Source organism: Klebsiella sp. WP3-W18-ESBL-02 (assembly GCF_014168815.1).
Lineage (GTDB): Bacteria > Pseudomonadota > Gammaproteobacteria > Enterobacterales > Enterobacteriaceae > Kluyvera > Kluyvera ascorbata_B.
In genome coordinates, this window is sequence record NZ_AP021972.1 from 1,446,254 (window position 1) to 1,462,684 (window position 16,431).

General features: G+C 56.8%; 15 protein-coding genes. 8 read left to right on the forward strand and 7 right to left on the reverse strand.

All coding sequences use genetic code 11. The features are described from left to right. Positions 1–6: 6 nt before the first annotated feature. The gene (bepA, locus tag H7R56_RS06890; RefSeq protein ID WP_106924143.1) at positions 7–1,470 is read right to left on the reverse strand and encodes a beta-barrel assembly-enhancing protease; all 1,464 of its coding nucleotides are present in this window, start codon (positions 1,468–1,470) and stop codon (positions 7–9) included. Positions 1,471–1,686: 216 nt separating this feature from the next. Here bepA and H7R56_RS06895 point away from each other — a divergent pair, with 216 nt between their 5' ends. Further along, a complete protein-coding gene (locus tag H7R56_RS06895) occupies positions 1,687–2,760 on the forward strand; it encodes an AI-2E family transporter (protein ID WP_106924144.1) in 1,074 nt (357 codons plus the stop codon). A 62-nt stretch (positions 2,761–2,822) separates the two neighbouring features. Here H7R56_RS06895 and bcp read toward each other — a convergent pair whose 3' ends face one another. After that, a complete protein-coding gene (gene bcp / locus H7R56_RS06900) occupies positions 2,823–3,293 on the reverse strand; it encodes a thioredoxin-dependent thiol peroxidase (protein WP_106924145.1) in 471 nt (156 codons plus the stop codon). Beyond that, positions 3,293–3,865, reverse strand: coding sequence for a glycine cleavage system transcriptional repressor (locus H7R56_RS06905; protein WP_181357944.1), 573 nt, complete (start codon positions 3,863–3,865; stop codon positions 3,293–3,295). The genes bcp and H7R56_RS06905 overlap by 1 nt, the downstream gene beginning before the upstream one ends. Before the next feature lie 154 nt (positions 3,866–4,019). Between H7R56_RS06905 and dapA the strand changes: the two genes are divergently transcribed. From dapA to ypfH, 6 genes are all read left to right on the forward strand, one after another. Beyond that, a complete protein-coding gene (dapA, locus tag H7R56_RS06910) occupies positions 4,020–4,898 on the forward strand; it encodes a 4-hydroxy-tetrahydrodipicolinate synthase (RefSeq protein WP_106924147.1) in 879 nt (292 codons plus the stop codon). 16 nt (positions 4,899–4,914) lie between these two features. Continuing rightward, positions 4,915–5,946 (forward strand): outer membrane protein assembly factor BamC, encoded by a 1,032-nt coding sequence (gene bamC / locus H7R56_RS06915; protein ID WP_106924148.1) that lies wholly within the window; start codon positions 4,915–4,917, stop codon positions 5,944–5,946. 109 nt (positions 5,947–6,055) lie between these two features. After that, positions 6,056–6,769 (forward strand): phosphoribosylaminoimidazolesuccinocarboxamide synthase, encoded by a 714-nt coding sequence (gene purC / locus H7R56_RS06920; protein ID WP_035891480.1) that lies wholly within the window; start codon positions 6,056–6,058, stop codon positions 6,767–6,769. Positions 6,770–6,972: 203 nt separating this feature from the next. Further along, positions 6,973–7,848: a KPN_02809 family neutral zinc metallopeptidase gene (locus tag H7R56_RS06925; protein ID WP_106924149.1), complete on the forward strand. Its 876-nt coding sequence runs from the start codon at positions 6,973–6,975 to the stop codon at positions 7,846–7,848. Between the two features lie 16 nt (positions 7,849–7,864). Further along, a complete protein-coding gene (locus tag H7R56_RS06930) occupies positions 7,865–9,865 on the forward strand; it encodes a tRNA(Met) cytidine acetyltransferase TmcA (RefSeq protein ID WP_308811465.1) in 2,001 nt (666 codons plus the stop codon). 76 nt (positions 9,866–9,941) lie between these two features. Continuing rightward, positions 9,942–10,640, forward strand: a complete 699-nt coding sequence (gene ypfH, locus H7R56_RS06935; protein WP_106924436.1) for an esterase — start codon at positions 9,942–9,944, stop codon at positions 10,638–10,640. A 97-nt stretch (positions 10,641–10,737) separates the two neighbouring features. Here ypfH and H7R56_RS06940 read toward each other — a convergent pair whose 3' ends face one another. From H7R56_RS06940 to H7R56_RS06950, 3 genes are read right to left on the reverse strand one after another with little or no spacing between them, the layout of a single operon-like run. Further along, complete coding sequence (locus H7R56_RS06940) at positions 10,738–10,938, reverse strand: YpfN family protein (protein WP_106924151.1); 201 nt, start codon at positions 10,936–10,938, stop codon at positions 10,738–10,740. A gap of 25 nt (positions 10,939–10,963) precedes the next feature. Continuing rightward, positions 10,964–12,091, reverse strand: a complete 1,128-nt coding sequence (dapE, locus tag H7R56_RS06945; RefSeq protein ID WP_106924152.1) for a succinyl-diaminopimelate desuccinylase — start codon at positions 12,089–12,091, stop codon at positions 10,964–10,966. Between the two features lie 55 nt (positions 12,092–12,146). Further along, positions 12,147–12,506 carry an ArsC family reductase gene (locus H7R56_RS06950; protein WP_106924153.1) on the reverse strand — a complete coding sequence of 120 codons (360 nt, stop codon included), beginning with the start codon at positions 12,504–12,506 and terminating at the stop codon, positions 12,147–12,149. A 356-nt stretch (positions 12,507–12,862) separates the two neighbouring features. On the opposite strand from H7R56_RS06950, the gene ypfM reads away from it, so the two are divergent. Next, on the forward strand, positions 12,863–12,922 hold the full coding sequence (ypfM, locus tag H7R56_RS06955; RefSeq protein ID WP_001386977.1) for a protein YpfM: 60 nt from the start codon (positions 12,863–12,865) through the stop codon (positions 12,920–12,922). 159 nt (positions 12,923–13,081) lie between these two features. On the opposite strand, the gene acrD is transcribed toward ypfM, so the two are convergent. Beyond that, the gene (acrD, locus tag H7R56_RS06960) at positions 13,082–16,195 is read right to left on the reverse strand and encodes a multidrug efflux RND transporter permease AcrD (protein ID WP_106924154.1); all 3,114 of its coding nucleotides are present in this window, start codon (positions 16,193–16,195) and stop codon (positions 13,082–13,084) included. Positions 16,196–16,431: the final 236 nt, after the last annotated feature.

Here is a 16,431-nt window from a genome sequence, read left to right on the forward strand (position 1 = left end):
CTCCAGTTACATTTTCTGATAAGGGCGGAAACGCTCTTGCAGCTGGCGCAGCTGGTCGATACGCGCGTCGTAGCGTGCCTGCTGCAGGCTGCGTAATTTCACCTGCGCGCTGGCGGCGCTGAGCAGGGAAATGGCCTGATCCAGTCGGCCCACCAGCGCCATGTTTTCAGCGCGCGCGGCCAGCTCCTGATCGCGGTTGCCCAGCTTGGCCTCCGCCTGGGCCAGCAGATCCCAGCCGTTGGTATCGTCTTTGTTATTAAAGGTGTAGCGGTTGAGGATCGTCGCCGCCTCTGCGGCCTGGCCACCTTCCAGGAGGGCGTTCGCCAGGTTGAGCTGCAGTACCGGGTTGGTGCGCAGCTCGCGAGCGTTCTTCAGCCGATTGATGGCTTCACTCGTTTTGTTCTGGCCGAGATCGATATCGGTCGCCAGATCGAGGAACCAGGCGTTTTGCGGATCGGCGCTCAGCAGCGGTTGCAGCAGCTTGCTGGCCTCAGCGTAGTTTTTGGCTTCCATGGCCAGCAGCGCTCGCCCGTACTGGGCGGCGTGTTGCTCGCGGATGTTGCCCTTTGACCAGTTATCGAGCAGGTCGGTGCCCAGCTGGTTTTGCCCGTTGTTATACATGCCGAGCGTACGCGCTTTGGCAAAGTAGAAATCGGCGGAAGACTGAACCACCACCGGGCGCATTTGGTTGGCGCGGTTGCGCGCGTCCGATAAGCGGCTTTCCGGCAGCGGGTGAGTTAACAACATTTCCGGCGGGCGCGAAGAGTAGCGCGACTGATCGAGCAGCTTTTCCATAAAGGCAGGCATGGCCTGCGGGTCGAAGCCGGCGCGCTGGAGAACCTGAATACCAATACGATCGGCCTCTTCTTCATTCTGGCGGGTAAAGCTGATCATCCCCTGCTGGGTGCCCGCTAAAGTCCCGCTCAGCGCTGCCATCCCGGCCTGTGGGCTGGCCATCGCCAGCAGAATGGAACCCAGCGCGCCGACCCACGTTAGCGGGGCGTTGCGTTTCTGGTCTTCCATTGCGCGCGCCAGGTGGCGTTGGGTCACGTGGGAGATTTCGTGCGCCATAACCGATGCCAACTGACTTTCGGTGTCAGAATAGCGGAACAGCGCGGAGTGCAGCACTACGTTACCGCCGAAGAAGGCGAAAGCGTTGATATCGTCGTTGTTAATCAGATAAAAATGAAACGGCGTACGTACGGAGAAGGCGTGCGAAACCAGACGCATGCCCAATGAATTAATGTACTGAACCAGCAGCGGGTCGTTGATGAGCGGCGCGCTACCGCGCAGTTGTCGAACATAGTAATCCCCCATTTGCATCTCCTGACCAATGGAGAGCGTGCTTCCTGCGGATGTACCCATATCCGGTAGATTATCGGTTGTATCGGCATATGCCGGCGCAACCTGACCGAAAGTGAGTGTCGCAATAAGGGATGCCAACAGCGTTTTTTTCAACTGCCTGAACATAACCTCTGTCCTGTAATGTGGGATGTGCCTGTTTTGACCAGCAGGATAATCTGACGTTCAATTACCGTCTGCTTTTGGAGTGTATCTATCTGCTCACGGCTTGAAAACGATAATCGCGAGAATGCGGAGATAAAAATAAAAAGCGAAGTCTTTTTTGTGACACTTAGATACAATTCATCTTCTATATGAAAGCGATAGGCTTCAGGGAATAGATTTATGCTCGAGATGTTGATGCAATGGTATCGCCGCCGATTCAGCGACCCGGAGGCCATCGCGCTGCTGGTCATTCTGCTCGCCGGTTTCTGCATTCTGTTTTTCTTCAGCGGCCTGCTGGCGCCGCTGCTGGTGGCAATAGTGCTTGCCTACCTGCTGGAGTGGCCGACGGTACGGTTAGAGCGGCTGGGCTGGTCGCGCACCTGGGCGACCAGCGTCGTGCTGGTGCTGTTTGTTGGCATTCTGCTGCTGATGGCCTTTGTGGTAATGCCCATCGCCTGGCAGCAGGGGATTTACCTTATCCGCGACATGCCCGGTATGCTCAACAAGCTTTCCGATTTTGCCGCCACGCTGCCGCGCCGCTACCCGGCGCTGATGGACGCCGGGATTATCGACGCGATGGCGGAGAATATGCGTACGCGTATGCTGACCATGGGCGACTCGGTGGTGAAATACTCGGTCGCTTCGCTGGTGGGGCTGCTGACCCTGGCCGTGTATCTGGTGCTGGTGCCGCTGATGGTTTTCTTCCTGGTGAAAGACAAAGAGCAAATGCTCAACGCCGTACGCCGCGTGCTGCCGCGCAACCGTGGGCTGGCGGGGCAGGTGTGGAAAGAGATGAACCAGCAAATCACCAACTATATTCGCGGTAAAGTGCTGGAAATGGTGGTGGTAGGTGTCGCCACCTGGCTTGGTTTCCTGATGTTTGGCCTCAACTACTCGCTGCTGCTGGCGGTGCTGGTGGGGCTGTCGGTGTTGATTCCGTACATCGGTGCGTTTGTTGTGACGATCCCGGTTGTCTGCGTCGCGCTGTTTCAGTTCGGTCTGGGCACCGAGTTCTGGAGCCTGTTTGCGGTGTATCTGATTATCCAGGGGCTGGACGGTAACCTGCTGGTGCCGGTGCTGTTCTCTGAAGCCGTGAACCTGCATCCGCTGGTGATTATCCTGTCGGTGGTGATTTTTGGCGGCCTGTGGGGCTTCTGGGGCGTATTCTTCGCCATACCGCTGGCAACGCTGATTAAGGCGGTGGTTCACGCCTGGCCGGACGGTCTGGTGGTGGAAGAAGACGAAACGGCATAATCGATAAAAAACCCGGCGTCGCGATGCTCAGCCGGGTTACGTCATTCACGTCAGGGAAAGGGTCAGGCGTTGGCCTGCAGCCAGCTCAGTACCACGTCGTGGTGATTGCTGGTTTTGAAGTCGTCGAAGACGTGCTCAATTTTCCCTTCCGCATCGACCAGGAAGCTGATGCGGTGAATGCCATCATAGGTTTTGCCCATGAAGGTTTTTTCGCCCCAGATACCAAACTGCTCGCAGACCTGGTGATCTTCATCGGAAAGCAGAGTGAAGTTCAGCAGCTCTTTTTCTGAGAAGCGGGAGAGTTTTTCCGGTTTGTCGGTGCTGATGCCCAGAACTTCAACGCCCGCTTTTTTCAGCTCGTCCATATTATCGCGAAGGCCGCATGCCTGCACGGTGCAGCCAGGGGTCATCGCTTTCGGGTAAAAATAGACCAGAACACGTTGTCCCTGGAAGTCGGTCAAATTTACTTGCTCGCCGTCTTGATCGGGCAAACTAAATTTCGGTGCGATATCACCGGCTTTCAGTGGGTTCATTACTCAGCTCCATCCTGTTCATCATGCTGTGAATAATTAATCACGTTTATACTGCCTTGCGCTTTCAGTTCTGTACATAGTGCTTTGAACGCTTGCTCAATATTTGATGCATTTTGCGTAGCTGGGCTATGGGCGGTAATTTGAATAAACAGCTGCGCCGCGCCTTCGTCGGCGCCCGGCTGGGTTCGCGACACCAGCTCGGCGATGTTCATTTCCCAGCTGTCGAACAGGGCGGTAAAACGCTCAATAATATGCGGCGAATCAGGGACTTCGACCTGTACCCATACGGTGGCCGGCATCGCCGGGCGCGGGCTGGCGGTGGTGCGTTTCATCACGATAAGCAGGTCCAGCTCCGCACCTTTGAGCGGCAGGGTGGACTCAATCAGCGTGATGGCGTTCCAGGTTCCGGACAGCAGCATAATAAAAGTGAATTCATCCCCCAGCATCGCCAACCGACTGTCTTCGATATTACAGCCGCAGCTGCTCACATGACGGGTAATCGTATTGACAATGCCGGGGCGATCCGCGCCCAGGGCCGTAATGACCAGATAGTGTTGTAATGAGGCTGTCAAACCTGTTCTTCCTTTAAAAAGGTGCGGTATATCCTAGGAAAGCATAAAAAAAACCGGCATACAACATTCTGAAGGCCCTGAGTCTCTTGCTTTTATTACAGGACCAAACGTACCATTGAGTTTCATGTCCGCACGTCAGCACAGAGGATGGCCCATGTTCACGGGAAGTATTGTAGCGCTTGTCACGCCGATGGATGAAAAAGGTAATGTCGACCGTTCAAGCCTGAAAAAACTGATTGATTATCATGTCGCCAACGGAACCTCGGCGATTGTGTCGGTAGGGACTACCGGTGAATCAGCCACGCTGAGCCACGAAGAGCATGGCGATGTGGTATTAACCACGCTGGAACTGGCCGATGGTCGCATTCCGGTTATCGCGGGAACGGGGGCAAATGCAACCGCAGAGGCGATTAGCCTGACCCAGCGTTTTAACGACAGCGGCGTCGTTGGCTGCCTGACCGTGACCCCCTATTACAACCGCCCGACTCAGGAAGGGTTGTTCCAGCACTTTAAAGCGATTGCCGAGCATACTGACCTGCCGCAAATTCTGTATAATGTGCCGTCACGTACCGGTTGCGATATGCTGCCGGAAACCGTAGGTCGCCTGGCGAAAATTAAAAATATTATCGCCATTAAGGAAGCCACGGGGAACTTAAGCCGCGTTCATCAGATCAAAGAGCTGGTTTCAGACGATTTCATCCTGCTTAGCGGCGATGATGCAAGCGGTCTGGACTTCATGCAGCTTGGCGGGCACGGCGTTATTTCGGTAACGGCGAACGTTGCGGCGCGTGATATGGCTGAAATGTGCAAGCTGGCCGCCGAAGGGCAGTTCGCGCAGGCGCGCATCATCAACCAGCGTTTGATGCCGCTGCACAATAAATTATTTGTCGAACCCAATCCTATCCCGGTGAAATGGGCGTGTAAGGAATTGGGGCTTGTGGCGACCGACACCATGCGCTTGCCGATGACACCGATCACCGACCACGGTCGTGACGTTGTGGCATCCGCACTGAAGCATGCCGGTTTGCTGTAAAGTTTAGGGAGATTTGATGGCTTACTCAGTACAGAAGTCGCGCCTGGCCAAGGTTGCGGGTGTATCGCTGGTTTTACTGCTTGCGGCCTGTAGTTCCGACTCGCGCTATAAGCGCCAGGTGAGCGGCGATGAGTCCTATCTGGACGCGACGCCGTTAGGTGAACTTCACGCCCCTGCTGGCATGATCCTGCCGATTGAAAATGGCGACTACAACATTCCTGTCGCTAACGGCAGCGGTGCCGTCGGTAAAGCGCTGGATATCCGCCCACCGGCTCAGCCGCTGGCGCTGGTTGCCGGTGCGCGCACGCAGTTTACGGGCGATACCGCCACGCTGCTGGTGGAAAACAGCCGCAGCGGTTCACTGTGGCCGCAGGTGGTCAGCATTATTCAGGCGAAAAACTACGCCATTACCAAGCGTGATGATGCTAGCCAGACGCTGACAACCGACTGGGTTGAGTGGAACCGTCTGGACGAAGACCAGCAGTATCGCGGTCGTTATCAAATCTCCGTGCAGCCTCAGGGCTACCAGCAGGCGGTGATGGTGAAGCTGGTTAACCTGGAACAGGCCGGTAAACCGGTCGCCGATCGTGCTTCTCTGCAGCGCTACAGCGCCGAAATGCTGAACGTGATCTCCGCCGGTCTGGATAAGAACGCCAGCGACGCGCAGGCCTCTCGCGGCACCGCGGGAGCCACCTTTGACGTGCAGAGCGCTTCCGATGATACCGGCCTGCCGATGCTGGTGGTGCGCGCGCCGTTCAACCAGGTCTGGCAGCGTCTGCCGGGCGCGCTGGAAAAAGTGGGCATGAAAGTGACCGACAGCACGCGTTCTCAGGGCAGCATCGCGGTGACCTACAAGCCGCTGTCTGACGGCAGTTGGAGAGATCTGGGTGCCAGCGATCCGGGTCTGGTCTCCGGTGACTACAAACTTCAGGTCGGCGATCTGGACAACCGTAGTAGCCTGCAGTTCATCGATCCGAAAGGCCATACGCTGACGCAGTCGCAGAATGACGCCCTGGTCGCCGTATTCCAGGCCGCATTTAGCAAGTAATTAAACAGGGCTGGAGCAATCCGGCCCTTTTTTCTGTATAGTGACGCAAACGTGTGCGTAGACAGAAAAGCACAAATATTTATGGTTAATCATCACTGGAGTGACAAAGATGCAAAAGCTAGCTGAGTTGTATCGTGGTAAAGCGAAAACCGTATACAGCACCGAAAACCCGGATCTGTTGGTACTCGAATTCCGTAACGATACGTCAGCAGGGGACGGCGCCCGCATTGAACAGTTCGATCGTAAAGGCATGGTGAACAACAAGTTCAACCATTTCATTATGAGCAAACTGGCGGAAGCAGGGATCCCGACCCAAATGGAAGCGCTGTTGTCCGATACCGAATGTCTGGTGAAAAAGCTGGATATGGTGCCGGTGGAATGCGTTGTGCGTAACCGTGCCGCCGGCTCGCTGGTGAAACGTTTAGGGATTGAAGAAGGCATTGAGCTGAATCCGCCGCTGTTTGACCTGTTCCTGAAAAACGACGCGATGCACGACCCGATGGTCAACGAATCCTACTGCGAAACCTTCGGCTGGGTGAGCAAAGAGAATCTGGCGCGTATGCAGGAACTGACCTTCAAAGCGAATGACGTGCTGAAAAAACTGTTCGATGACGCGGGTCTGATCCTCGTGGACTTCAAGCTGGAATTCGGTCTGTTCAAGGGCGAAGTGGTGCTGGGCGATGAATTCTCGCCGGACGGCAGCCGCCTGTGGGACAAAAAGACCATGGACAAAATGGATAAAGACCGTTTCCGCCAGAGCCTTGGCGGCCTGATTGAAGCCTACGAAGAAGTGGCACACCGTTTAGGCGTGAAGCTCGACTAAGTCATAATGCCTCCCGGCCTCGCGCCATGCGGAGGCCGGATAAGGCGTTGACGCCGCTACTCCGGCAAGGTGCCTATTGTGCCCGATGGCGCTACGCTTATCGGGCCGACTACAATCTCCCTTCCTGACGCATTTCCAGTGGTAATCCCGCCCGTAACCGCCTACGATCGTAACAGTCATAATAAAAAAAGATCGAGGTAGTTATGCGTTGGCAAGGCCGTCGTGAAAGCGACAATGTAGAAGACCGGCGGAACAGTTCCGAATCCCCGTTATCCGGGCGCGGTCCAGGTTTCCGTATTCCAAGCGGCAAGGGCGGCATTATCCTGCTGATTGTCGTGCTGGTCGCGGGCTATTACGGCGTTGACTTAACCGGGCTGATGACCGGCGAGCCGGTTGGACAGAGCCAGCAGCAAAGTTCTCAGCGCGTCAGCAACCCGAATGATGATGAAGCGGCTAAGTTCACCTCGGTTATTCTGGCCACCACCGAAGACACCTGGGCGCAGCAGTTTAAAGAGATGGGCAAAACCTATCAGCCGCCGCGCCTGGTCATGTATCGCGGCGCAACGCGTACCGGCTGCGGCACCGGGCAATCGGTTATGGGGCCGTTTTACTGCCCGACCGATAGCACGGTCTACATCGACCTTTCTTTCTACGATGACATGAAAAGCAAGCTCGGCGCGGGCGGTGATTTCGCCCAGGGCTACGTGATTGCTCATGAAGTGGGTCACCATATTCAAAAACTGCTGGGTATTGAGCCGAAAGTGCGTCAGATGCAGCAGGGGGCATCTCAGGCAGAGGTAAACCGTCTGTCGGTACGTATGGAGCTACAGGCCGACTGCTTCGCTGGCGTCTGGGGCCATAATATGCAGAAGCAAGGGATTCTGGAAGCGGGCGATCTGGAAGAGGCGCTGAACGCCGCGCAGGCTATCGGCGACGACCGTCTACAGCAACAAAGCCAGGGGCGCATCGTGCCGGACAGCTTCACCCACGGGACGTCGCAGCAGCGTTACACCTGGCTGAAACGCGGCTTTGACAGCGGCGACCCGGCGCAGTGCAACACCTTCAGTAAATCGTTCTAAGCCGATGCAGGACGTCATGGATGAGCTGCTCGCGCAGGCCGCGCGAATGGCGCAGGAGGGCATTCGCCGCCTGCTGGTGGTCAGCGGCGAGCCCGACTGGTGCGCTCAGCGGGCAGCGGCGTTTCGTAATGCCGTCGGTCCGGAGGTGCTATGGGTCGGCCCGCAGGCCGCCGCCGAGCCTTTTTGCCCACCGGGTAAATTCGCCACGCTGCTGGGACGTGAGTTCCAGCACGCTATTTTTGACGCCCGCGCGGGGTTTGACGTTTCGGCGTTTGCCGCGCTGGCCGGTACGCTGCGCGCCGGTAGCTGGTTGTTGCTGCTGGTGCCGGACCTTTCTCTCTGGCCAACCCGTGCCGATGCGGACTCGCTGCGCTGGAGCGATACGCCGGAACCTATTGCCACGCCGCATTTTGTCCACCATTTTTGCCGCACGCTAAAGAATAACCCGCAGGCGCGAATCTGGCGTCAGGGGCTGCCGCTTGCGCCGCTAAACGAGACGCCGCGCCCGCGCTGGCAACGTGCGAACGGCCAGCCCGACGGTGAACAGCTGGCGATTTTGTCGGCGCTGGCGAACGCGACTGCGCAGGTTTCCGTGGTCACGGCAGAGCGCGGTCGCGGCAAATCGGCGCTGGCCGGGATGCATATTCGCCAGATTGCCGGTTCGGCGCTGGTGACGGCGCCATCCCGCGCCTCGGCGGAGGTGATTGCCGCCTTTGCCGGCGAGCGCTTTCGTTTTATTGCCCCCGATGCGCTGTTGGCTTCCGATGAAAAGGCCGACTGGCTGGTGGTTGACGAGGCTGCCGCCATTCCGGCGCCGTTGTTACAAAAGCTGATCTCCCGTTTCCCGCACGCACTGCTGACGACCACCGTTCAAGGTTATGAAGGCACCGGGCGCGGTTTCTTGTTGAAATTTTGCGCTGCATTCCCCCAGCGGCAGGCGTTTACCCTGAGCCAGCCCATCCGCTGGGCCGCAGGATGCCCGCTGGAAGCGGTGGTTAACGAGGCGCTGATTTTTGACGATGATGCATTTAATTCTCCTCTTCAGGGGGACGTACGGCCAATCGCCGTTCCCCAATCGGCATGGCAAAGTGCACCGGCGCTGCCGCGTGCGCTGTATCAGCTGCTTTCTGGTGCCCATTACCGTACCTCACCGCTGGATCTCCGACGCATGATGGATGCACCGGGGCAGCATTTTATCAGCGCCCAGTGCGACAGCGGCCCGGCAGGCGCGCTGTGGTTGGTGGATGAAGGTGGCCTGTCGCCGGCGCTGAGCCGCGCCGTGTGGGCCGGTTTTCGCCGTCCGCGGGGTAACCTGGTGGCACAGTCGTTGGCAGCGCACGGCGGCAGTCCGTTGGCGGCGACGCTTATCGGGCGACGCATCAGCCGTATTGCAGTACATCCGCAGCGCCAGAGAGAGGGGATAGGGCAACGCCTGGTGACCCAGGCATGGCAAGAGGCGAAAGGCATTGATTACCTGTCTGTCAGCTTTGGCTATACCGACGCGCTGTGGCGTTTCTGGCAACGCTGTGGTTTTACGCTGGTGCGTATTGGCAGCCAGCGCGAAGCCAGCAGCGGCTGCTATGCGGCAATGGCCCTGCGGCCGCTGACGGCGGCGGGGGAGGCGCTGATGCAGCATGAGCATCAGCGTCTGTGCCGTGAATGGCGCTGGCTAAGCCAGTGGGTGGATGAAAAATTGCCGCTGCCGGATGCCGCAGACGCTATGCTTACTGACGATGACTGGTGGGATCTGGCTGGCTTCGCGTTTGCCCATCGCCCTCTGCTGGCGGTGCTGGCAAATCTCCATCGGCTGAGCGAGCTGGCCGAGAGTGCGATGCCTGCGCTACGTGGGCGACTGCGGGGAGAGAGTGAAGCCGCACTCTGCGCCCAGCTGGGCGTACAGGGCCGTAAGGCGCTGCTGGCGCAAATGCGCCGCGAGGCAGCACACGCGATGCGCGTTATTGATGGCGAACGCACAAACCGTTTGTCGGAACAGATCCTACAACTGCAATTTTTTTAACTGACTCATTCAGTTAAATGGCATGGTCATTATTCTGGTGCGGCGTAAACTGACCGTCAAAACCAAGGAGACAGCCATGACACACGATCATTTTGTTGTTCAAAGCCCCGCGAAGCCCGCTCAACAGCTGCTGCTGTTGTTTCATGGCGTGGGCGATAATCCGGTGGCAATGGGGGAGATCGGCAGCTGGTTTGCGCCGCTGTTCCCGGACGCGTTAATCGTCAGTATCGGCGGTGCCGAGCCGTGCGGCCCAGCGCCGGGGCGGCAGTGGTTTTCCGTACAGGGCGTGACCGAAGACAATCGTCAGGCGCGCGTTGATGCCATTATGCCGACCTTTGTTGAAACGGTGCGCTACTGGCAAAAACAGAGCGGCGTCGGTCCACAGGCCACCGCGCTGATCGGCTTTTCTCAAGGGGCGATTATGTCGCTCGAAAGCATCAAAGCCGAGCCGGGACTCGCCTCACGCGTCATTGCTTTTAACGGCCGTTATGCCACGCTGCCGCAACATGCAGATACCAGCACCACCGTTCATCTGATTCACGGTGGGGAAGACAGGGTTATCGATCTGGCCTGGGCCGTTCGCGGACAGGAAGCGCTGCTGGCAGCCGGTGGCGATGTGACGCTGGATATTGTTGACGAGCTGGGGCACGCGATTGACGATCGCAGCATGCAGTTTGCGCTCGACCATCTGCGCTATACCGTGCCGAAGCACTATTTTGATGAAGCGTTGAGCGGCAGTACGCCGAAAGACGACGATATTATCGAGATGCTATAAGAACATGTAGGCCGGAGAAGACGTTTACGCCACCATCCGGCAATCTGCAGCGGATTGCCTGATGGCGCTACGTTTATCAGGCCTACACGATCCTGCACTATTTCTTCGGCTGGTCTTTCTTCGGCCAGTCGTCGTCATCGTCCCACTTATCGTTAAAGTCGCGATGCGGTGGCAGTTCCGGCTTATCGGCAAGGAATTTTTTATGATCGACGCGGCTAAGATCCTTAATCACGTTGATAATGACCCCCGCCAGAAACACCAGCACCAGAATCCACCAGTATTTTGTCAGCCAATCCATGCGCGTTACCTCTTATGTTATGCCGTCAGGCGACAAGTTGTTCCATGATACGCTGATACATCCGCGCCAGCATCTGCAGGTCGGCGGCGTTCACACATTCGTTGATTTTATGAATGGTGGCGTTCACCGGCCCCAGTTCAACAACCTGTGCACCCATCCGGGCGATAAAGCGGCCATCTGACGTTCCACCGGTGGTCAGCAGCTGCGGTTCTATTTCATTATAGTGCGCAATGGCATTGACTACGGCGTCAACCAGTTTACCGCGGGCGGTCAGGAACGGCTGGCCGGAGATCCACCAGTCCACGCTGTAGCGCAGCTGGTGTTTCTCCAACAGGGCGATAACGCGTTCTTTGATCATCTCGTCGGTCAGTTCGGTGCTGAAGCGGAAGTTGAACTGGACGAACAGATCGCCTGGGATCACGTTGTTGCTACCGGTACCCGCCTTGATGTTGGCAATCTGCATGCTGGTTGGCGGGAAGAATTCATTGCCCTGGTCCCATTCGATAGACACCAGCTCGTTCATCCACGGCGCGGCGCGGTGAACCGGGTTGTCGGCAAGGTGCGGATAGGCAACATGGCCCTGCACGCCGTGAATCGTCAGGTTACAGGTCATCGAGCCGCGACGGCCGTTTTTCACAACGTCGCCCACGACCTCGGTGCTGGAGGGTTCGCCGACCAGACAGTAGTCCAGGCGCTCGTTGCGCGCCATCAGCGCTTCGACCACCTTCACGGTACCGTGGGTAGCGCTCGCCTCTTCATCGGAGGTGATGAGGAACGCCAGACGGCCTTGATGGTTTGGATGCTGGGCGACAAACCGTTCGGCGGCAACCACCATCGCAGCCAGCGAGCCTTTCATGTCGGCCGCGCCGCGACCAAACAGCATTCCGTCGCGAATCGTAGGTTCGAACGGCGGATTAATCCAACGGTCGGCGTCGCCGGCGGGTACCACATCGGTGTGGCCAGCAAACGCCAGGGTTTCCCCTTTGCCGCGCCATGCCCAGAAGTTCTGGGTATCGCCAAAATCCATCGGTTCAACGGTAAACCCGATTGCGCGCAGGCGTTCAATCATTAATGCCTGACAGCCCGCGTCATCCGGGCTAAGAGAAGGGCGGCGAATAAGCTGCTGAGCCAGCTCAATGACTGGGCAAGACATAAACTAAACCTCGTTATTGTTCGTTATCTGCAAAAAGTCAAAACGGGCGACGGCGTTAACGCGTCTGCGCGAGCCACTGACCATAGCTGGCGTCACTAAAACCCAGCAGCATAGGCTGTGCGGGCGCGTAGAGCAATGGGCGTTTGATGATTGCCGGCATTTCCAGCATTAGCGCGGCGGCGGCATCGGCGTTGTCGATCCCCGCACGAACCTGCTCGTCCAGCTTCCGCCAGGTCGTACCGCGCGTATTCAGCAGCGCTTGCCAGCCGAGTTCGGCAATAAAGGACGCCAGCAGTTCTGGCGTCAGACCGTCGACGCGGTAGTCGTGGAAACGATATTCAACCTGGTGGTCATCCAGCCAACGACGGGCTTTTTTTATCGTGTCGCAGTTTTTTATTCCATAGAGGATGGTCATGTTCCACCTTTATATCAACCGGTTTTAGGGACTCGAATATACACGGAATTCCGGCGGCTGCCTGTTTTAATTTTGCTGCCGCAAATTGGCTAAAAATCATGCAGTTTATTGCGCTAATTACGCAGAAAGTCGCAGATGATTTGCTTTGACATAGCGTAAATTTTTATCATAACATTCACACTTCGATAACTATTTCAGAATATTGCTGTCCGTCACATTAAATGTCCACATTCCGGCCCATAGTGGCTTCAAGCAGTAAACAAATGTTGGCAGCGGCAATTAAAGTAATCGGATTAACCGTATTCACAGGTCATACGACAGTACGTAAAATACGCATAATAATAAGAGAGGTAGTTATGATCGAACGTGAACTGGGGAACTGGAAAGATTTTATCGAAGTGATGCTTCGTAAATAATTTTCAGCAATGTGAGTGACAAGGCGCTGTGTTCTTTCAATAACCAAGACGGTGTTGTTTGCAGTACAGAGTATAAGCATCACATAAAGATAAAAGGCGACATCCTGTGTCGCCTTTTTTTGTGGCTGCGTGAACCCCCTCCTGCGAGGGGCTGAGGACTTATTCCTGCTTTTCTTTCAGCGGGAAGCGTCGACGCACCAGCACAAAGAACAGCGGCACGAAGAAGATAGCCAGCACCGTGGCGGATATCATCCCGCCAACTACGCCGGTGCCTACCGCGTGCTGGCCGCCTGAGCCCGCGCCGGTGGTGAGCGCCATTGGCAGCACGCCGAAGATAAATGCCAGCGACGTCATCAGAATCGGGCGCAGACGCTGGCGACAGGCTTCGAGCGTTGCCGACATCAGGTCTTCGCCTTTCTGGTTCATTTCGTTGGCAAATTCAACAATCAGGATGGCGTTCTTTGCCGAGAGCCCGATGACGGTCAGGAGCCCTACCTGGAAGTAGACGTCGTTCTCCAGGCCGCGCATCCAGGTGGCCAGCAGCGCGCCGATAACTCCCAGCGGGACAACCAGCATCACCGAGAATGGCACCGACCAGCTTTCATACAGCGCCGCCAGACACAGGAACACCACCAGCAGTGAAATAGCGTACAGCGCCGGCGCCTGCGCGCCGGAGAGGCGTTCCTGGTAAGACATCGCCGTCCATTCCAGGCCAAATCCGGAAGGCAGCTGCTGCACCAGATTCTCCATGACATCCATTGCCGTACCGGTGCTGACGCCCGGCGCGGCTTCGCCGACAATCTCTACCGCCGAATAGCCGTTATAGCGTTCCAGACGCGGTGAGCCCGTTTCCCAGCGAGAGGTGGCGAAGGCGGAGAAGGGCACCATCTGGCCCGCGCTGTTGCGCACATACCACAGGTTGATATCGTCCGGCAGCATGCGGTATTTCGCCGCGGCCTGCACGTAGACTTTCTTCACGCGCCCGCGATCCATAAAGTCATTCACGTAGCTTGAGCCCCATGCGGTTTGCAGCGTGTCGTTGATGTCGTCGATAGAGACGCCCAGCGCCTGCGCTTTGCGTTGATCGATATCGATTTGCAGCTGCGGGCTGTCGTCGAGGCCGTTATGGCGCACGCGGGTCAGCTGCGGGTCCTGGCCCGCCAGCTCAAGCAGCTTGTCGCGTGCCGCCATCAGCGCGTCGTGTCCGGCGCCGCCGTGGTCCTGAAGCTCCATATCGAAGCCTGCGGAACTGCCCAGGCCGCTGATGGCCGGTGGGCTACTGGCGTAGACGCGCGCTTCCTTGATTTTGTTCAGCGCTTTGGTGGCGCGCTCGATAATGGCAAATGAGGTGCCGGTAGTGCTGTCGCGCTGGTCCCAATCTTTCAGGCGCACAAACATACGCGCCACGTTCTGGCCGTTACCGCCCGGGCCGGAGCCGATGGTCGCAAAGATAGAGGTAACGTTGTCCGGCTCATTTTTAAAGAAGTAGTCTTCGACTTTCTCAACCACCTTCAGCGTCTGCTGCTGGGTTGCACCGCTGGGTAGCTGTACCGAGGTGGTAAACATTCCGCGGTCTTCCAGCGGCAGGAAAGAAGAGGGCAGACGCAGGAACAGGAACACCATTCCGCCGAGGAGCACGACGTAAATCAGCATCCAGCGTACGCTGCGATGCAGAATTTTCGCTACGCCGGATTCATAGCGACGCGCGCTGGCGTCGAAGCTGCGGTTGAACCAGCCGAAGAAACCTTTCGTGCCGTGGGTTTCGCCTTTATGTACAGGCTTAAGGAGAGTGGCGCACAACGCGGGCGTAAGGATCATCGCCACCAGCACCGACAGCACCATGGCCGAAACGATCGTAATGGAAAACTGGCGATAGATAGCCCCGGTGGTACCGCCGAAGAAGGCCATCGGAATAAACACGGCCGACAGCACCATGGCGATACCGACCAGCGCCCCCTGAATCTGGCCCATTGATTTTCGCGTGGCCTGCCTTGGCGAGAGCCCTTCGGTGCTCATGATACGCTCAACGTTTTCTACCACCACGATGGCGTCATCTACCAGCAGGCCGATGGCGAGCACCATGGCGAACATCGTCAGGGTGTTAATACTGTAGCCACAGGCGTACAGCACCGAGAAGGTTCCCATCAGCACCACCGGCACGGCGATGGTTGGAATCAGCGTTGCACGGAAGTTCTGTAAGAACAGATACATGACCAGGAACACGAGCAGAATGGCTTCCAGCAGCGTTTTCACCACGTCTTTAATCGACGCCTTCACGAAGGAGGTGGTTTCGTAAGCGACTTTGTATTCCAGCCCGTGCGGGAAGTAGGCCTTCAGTTCATCCAGACGCTGAATCACGCGCTCGGCAGTGGCCATTTCGTTAGCCCCGGAGGCAAGCTTAATCCCCAGACCAGAGGCCGGGTTACGGTTGTAGCGGCTAAGGTAGTCATACTTTTCGGCGCCCATTTCGACGGTGGCGACGTCGCCCAGCGTCACTTCTGAACCGTCCTGATTGACGCGCAGCGTGATATTACGGAACTGCTGCGGCGTTTGCAGCAGCGACTGGGCGTTGATGGTTGCGTTCAGCGCCTGTTTATCAACCGACGGCGTGCCGCCTAGCTGCCCGACGGCAATCTGCGCGTTCTGGGATTTAATCGCGCTGGTAACGTCGGCAGCCGTCATCTGATAGCTATTGAGCTTGGCCGGGTCGAGCCAAATACGCATGGAGTATTGGGAACCGTAGGCGTCAATATCGCCCACGCCGTCGACGCGGCTAAGCGGATCCTGAATGTTACTGGCGACATAGTCGGAAATATCTTGCTTATCCATGCTGCCATCGGTAGAGACGAAGGCGATGGTCAGAATATTGGTATCCCCGGTTTTACGTACCGTTACGCCCTGATTTTGTACAGCCTGCGGGAGTTTGTTCATCGCAGTTTGTAGCTGGTTTTGCACCTGCTGTACCGCTTCATCCGGGTTGGTACCGGCGACGAAACTGAGGGTAATGCTGGCCTGACCGGTGGCGCTGCTCTGGGATGACATATACATCAGGTTATCGATGCCGGTCATATTCTGCTCGAGAACCTGCGTTACGGTATTCTCCAGCGTTTGCGCGGACGCGCCGGGATAGTTCGCCGTCACGCGAACGTTGGGAGGAGCGAGGTCGGGGTATTGCTCTACCGGTAAAGAAAAAATCGCCAGGGCCCCGGTAAGGCATAGCAGAATTGCCAGCACCCAGGCAAAAATGGGGCGATCGATGAAGAAATTCGCCATCAGGATCCAAACCTCGTGTTGTTCATTTTTTTTACGTACAGAATTGCGAGAAACACTGTAGCCGTAAGGCTCTCAGCAATCGTGGAGAAAAAAAGGAGATAATGTAAATTATCATGCCGTTTTTACGAAAGCTTTGCATAGCATGACGTAAGCGGCTTAAAGCCAATGAAACGTAATTTCATTTAAGATGAAATTTTTTGATCTGCCACAGCTAACCGACAAATAGTCGCGAATTC

What these genes read in the sequence shown, in the direction of transcription:
- bepA (WP_106924143.1), bottom strand. Translation starts at nt 1,470, where the DNA reads ATGTTCAGGCAGTTGAAAAAAACGCTGTTGGCATCCCTTATTGCGACA.
- H7R56_RS06895 (WP_106924144.1), top strand. Translation starts at nt 1,687, where the DNA reads ATGCTCGAGATGTTGATGCAATGGTATCGCCGCCGATTCAGCGACCCG.
- bcp (WP_106924145.1), bottom strand. Translation starts at nt 3,293, where the DNA reads ATGAACCCACTGAAAGCCGGTGATATCGCACCGAAATTTAGTTTGCCC.
- dapA (WP_106924147.1), top strand. Translation starts at nt 4,020, where the DNA reads ATGTTCACGGGAAGTATTGTAGCGCTTGTCACGCCGATGGATGAAAAA.
- bamC (WP_106924148.1), top strand. Translation starts at nt 4,915, where the DNA reads ATGGCTTACTCAGTACAGAAGTCGCGCCTGGCCAAGGTTGCGGGTGTA.
- purC (WP_035891480.1), top strand. Translation starts at nt 6,056, where the DNA reads ATGCAAAAGCTAGCTGAGTTGTATCGTGGTAAAGCGAAAACCGTATAC.
- H7R56_RS06925 (WP_106924149.1), top strand. Translation starts at nt 6,973, where the DNA reads ATGCGTTGGCAAGGCCGTCGTGAAAGCGACAATGTAGAAGACCGGCGG.
- H7R56_RS06930 (WP_308811465.1), top strand. Translation starts at nt 7,865, where the DNA reads ATGGATGAGCTGCTCGCGCAGGCCGCGCGAATGGCGCAGGAGGGCATT.
- ypfH (WP_106924436.1), top strand. Translation starts at nt 9,942, where the DNA reads ATGACACACGATCATTTTGTTGTTCAAAGCCCCGCGAAGCCCGCTCAA.
- H7R56_RS06940 (WP_106924151.1), bottom strand. Translation starts at nt 10,938, where the DNA reads ATGGATTGGCTGACAAAATACTGGTGGATTCTGGTGCTGGTGTTTCTG.
- dapE (WP_106924152.1), bottom strand. Translation starts at nt 12,091, where the DNA reads ATGTCTTGCCCAGTCATTGAGCTGGCTCAGCAGCTTATTCGCCGCCCT.
- H7R56_RS06950 (WP_106924153.1), bottom strand. Translation starts at nt 12,506, where the DNA reads ATGACCATCCTCTATGGAATAAAAAACTGCGACACGATAAAAAAAGCC.
- acrD (WP_106924154.1), bottom strand. Translation starts at nt 16,195, where the DNA reads ATGGCGAATTTCTTCATCGATCGCCCCATTTTTGCCTGGGTGCTGGCA.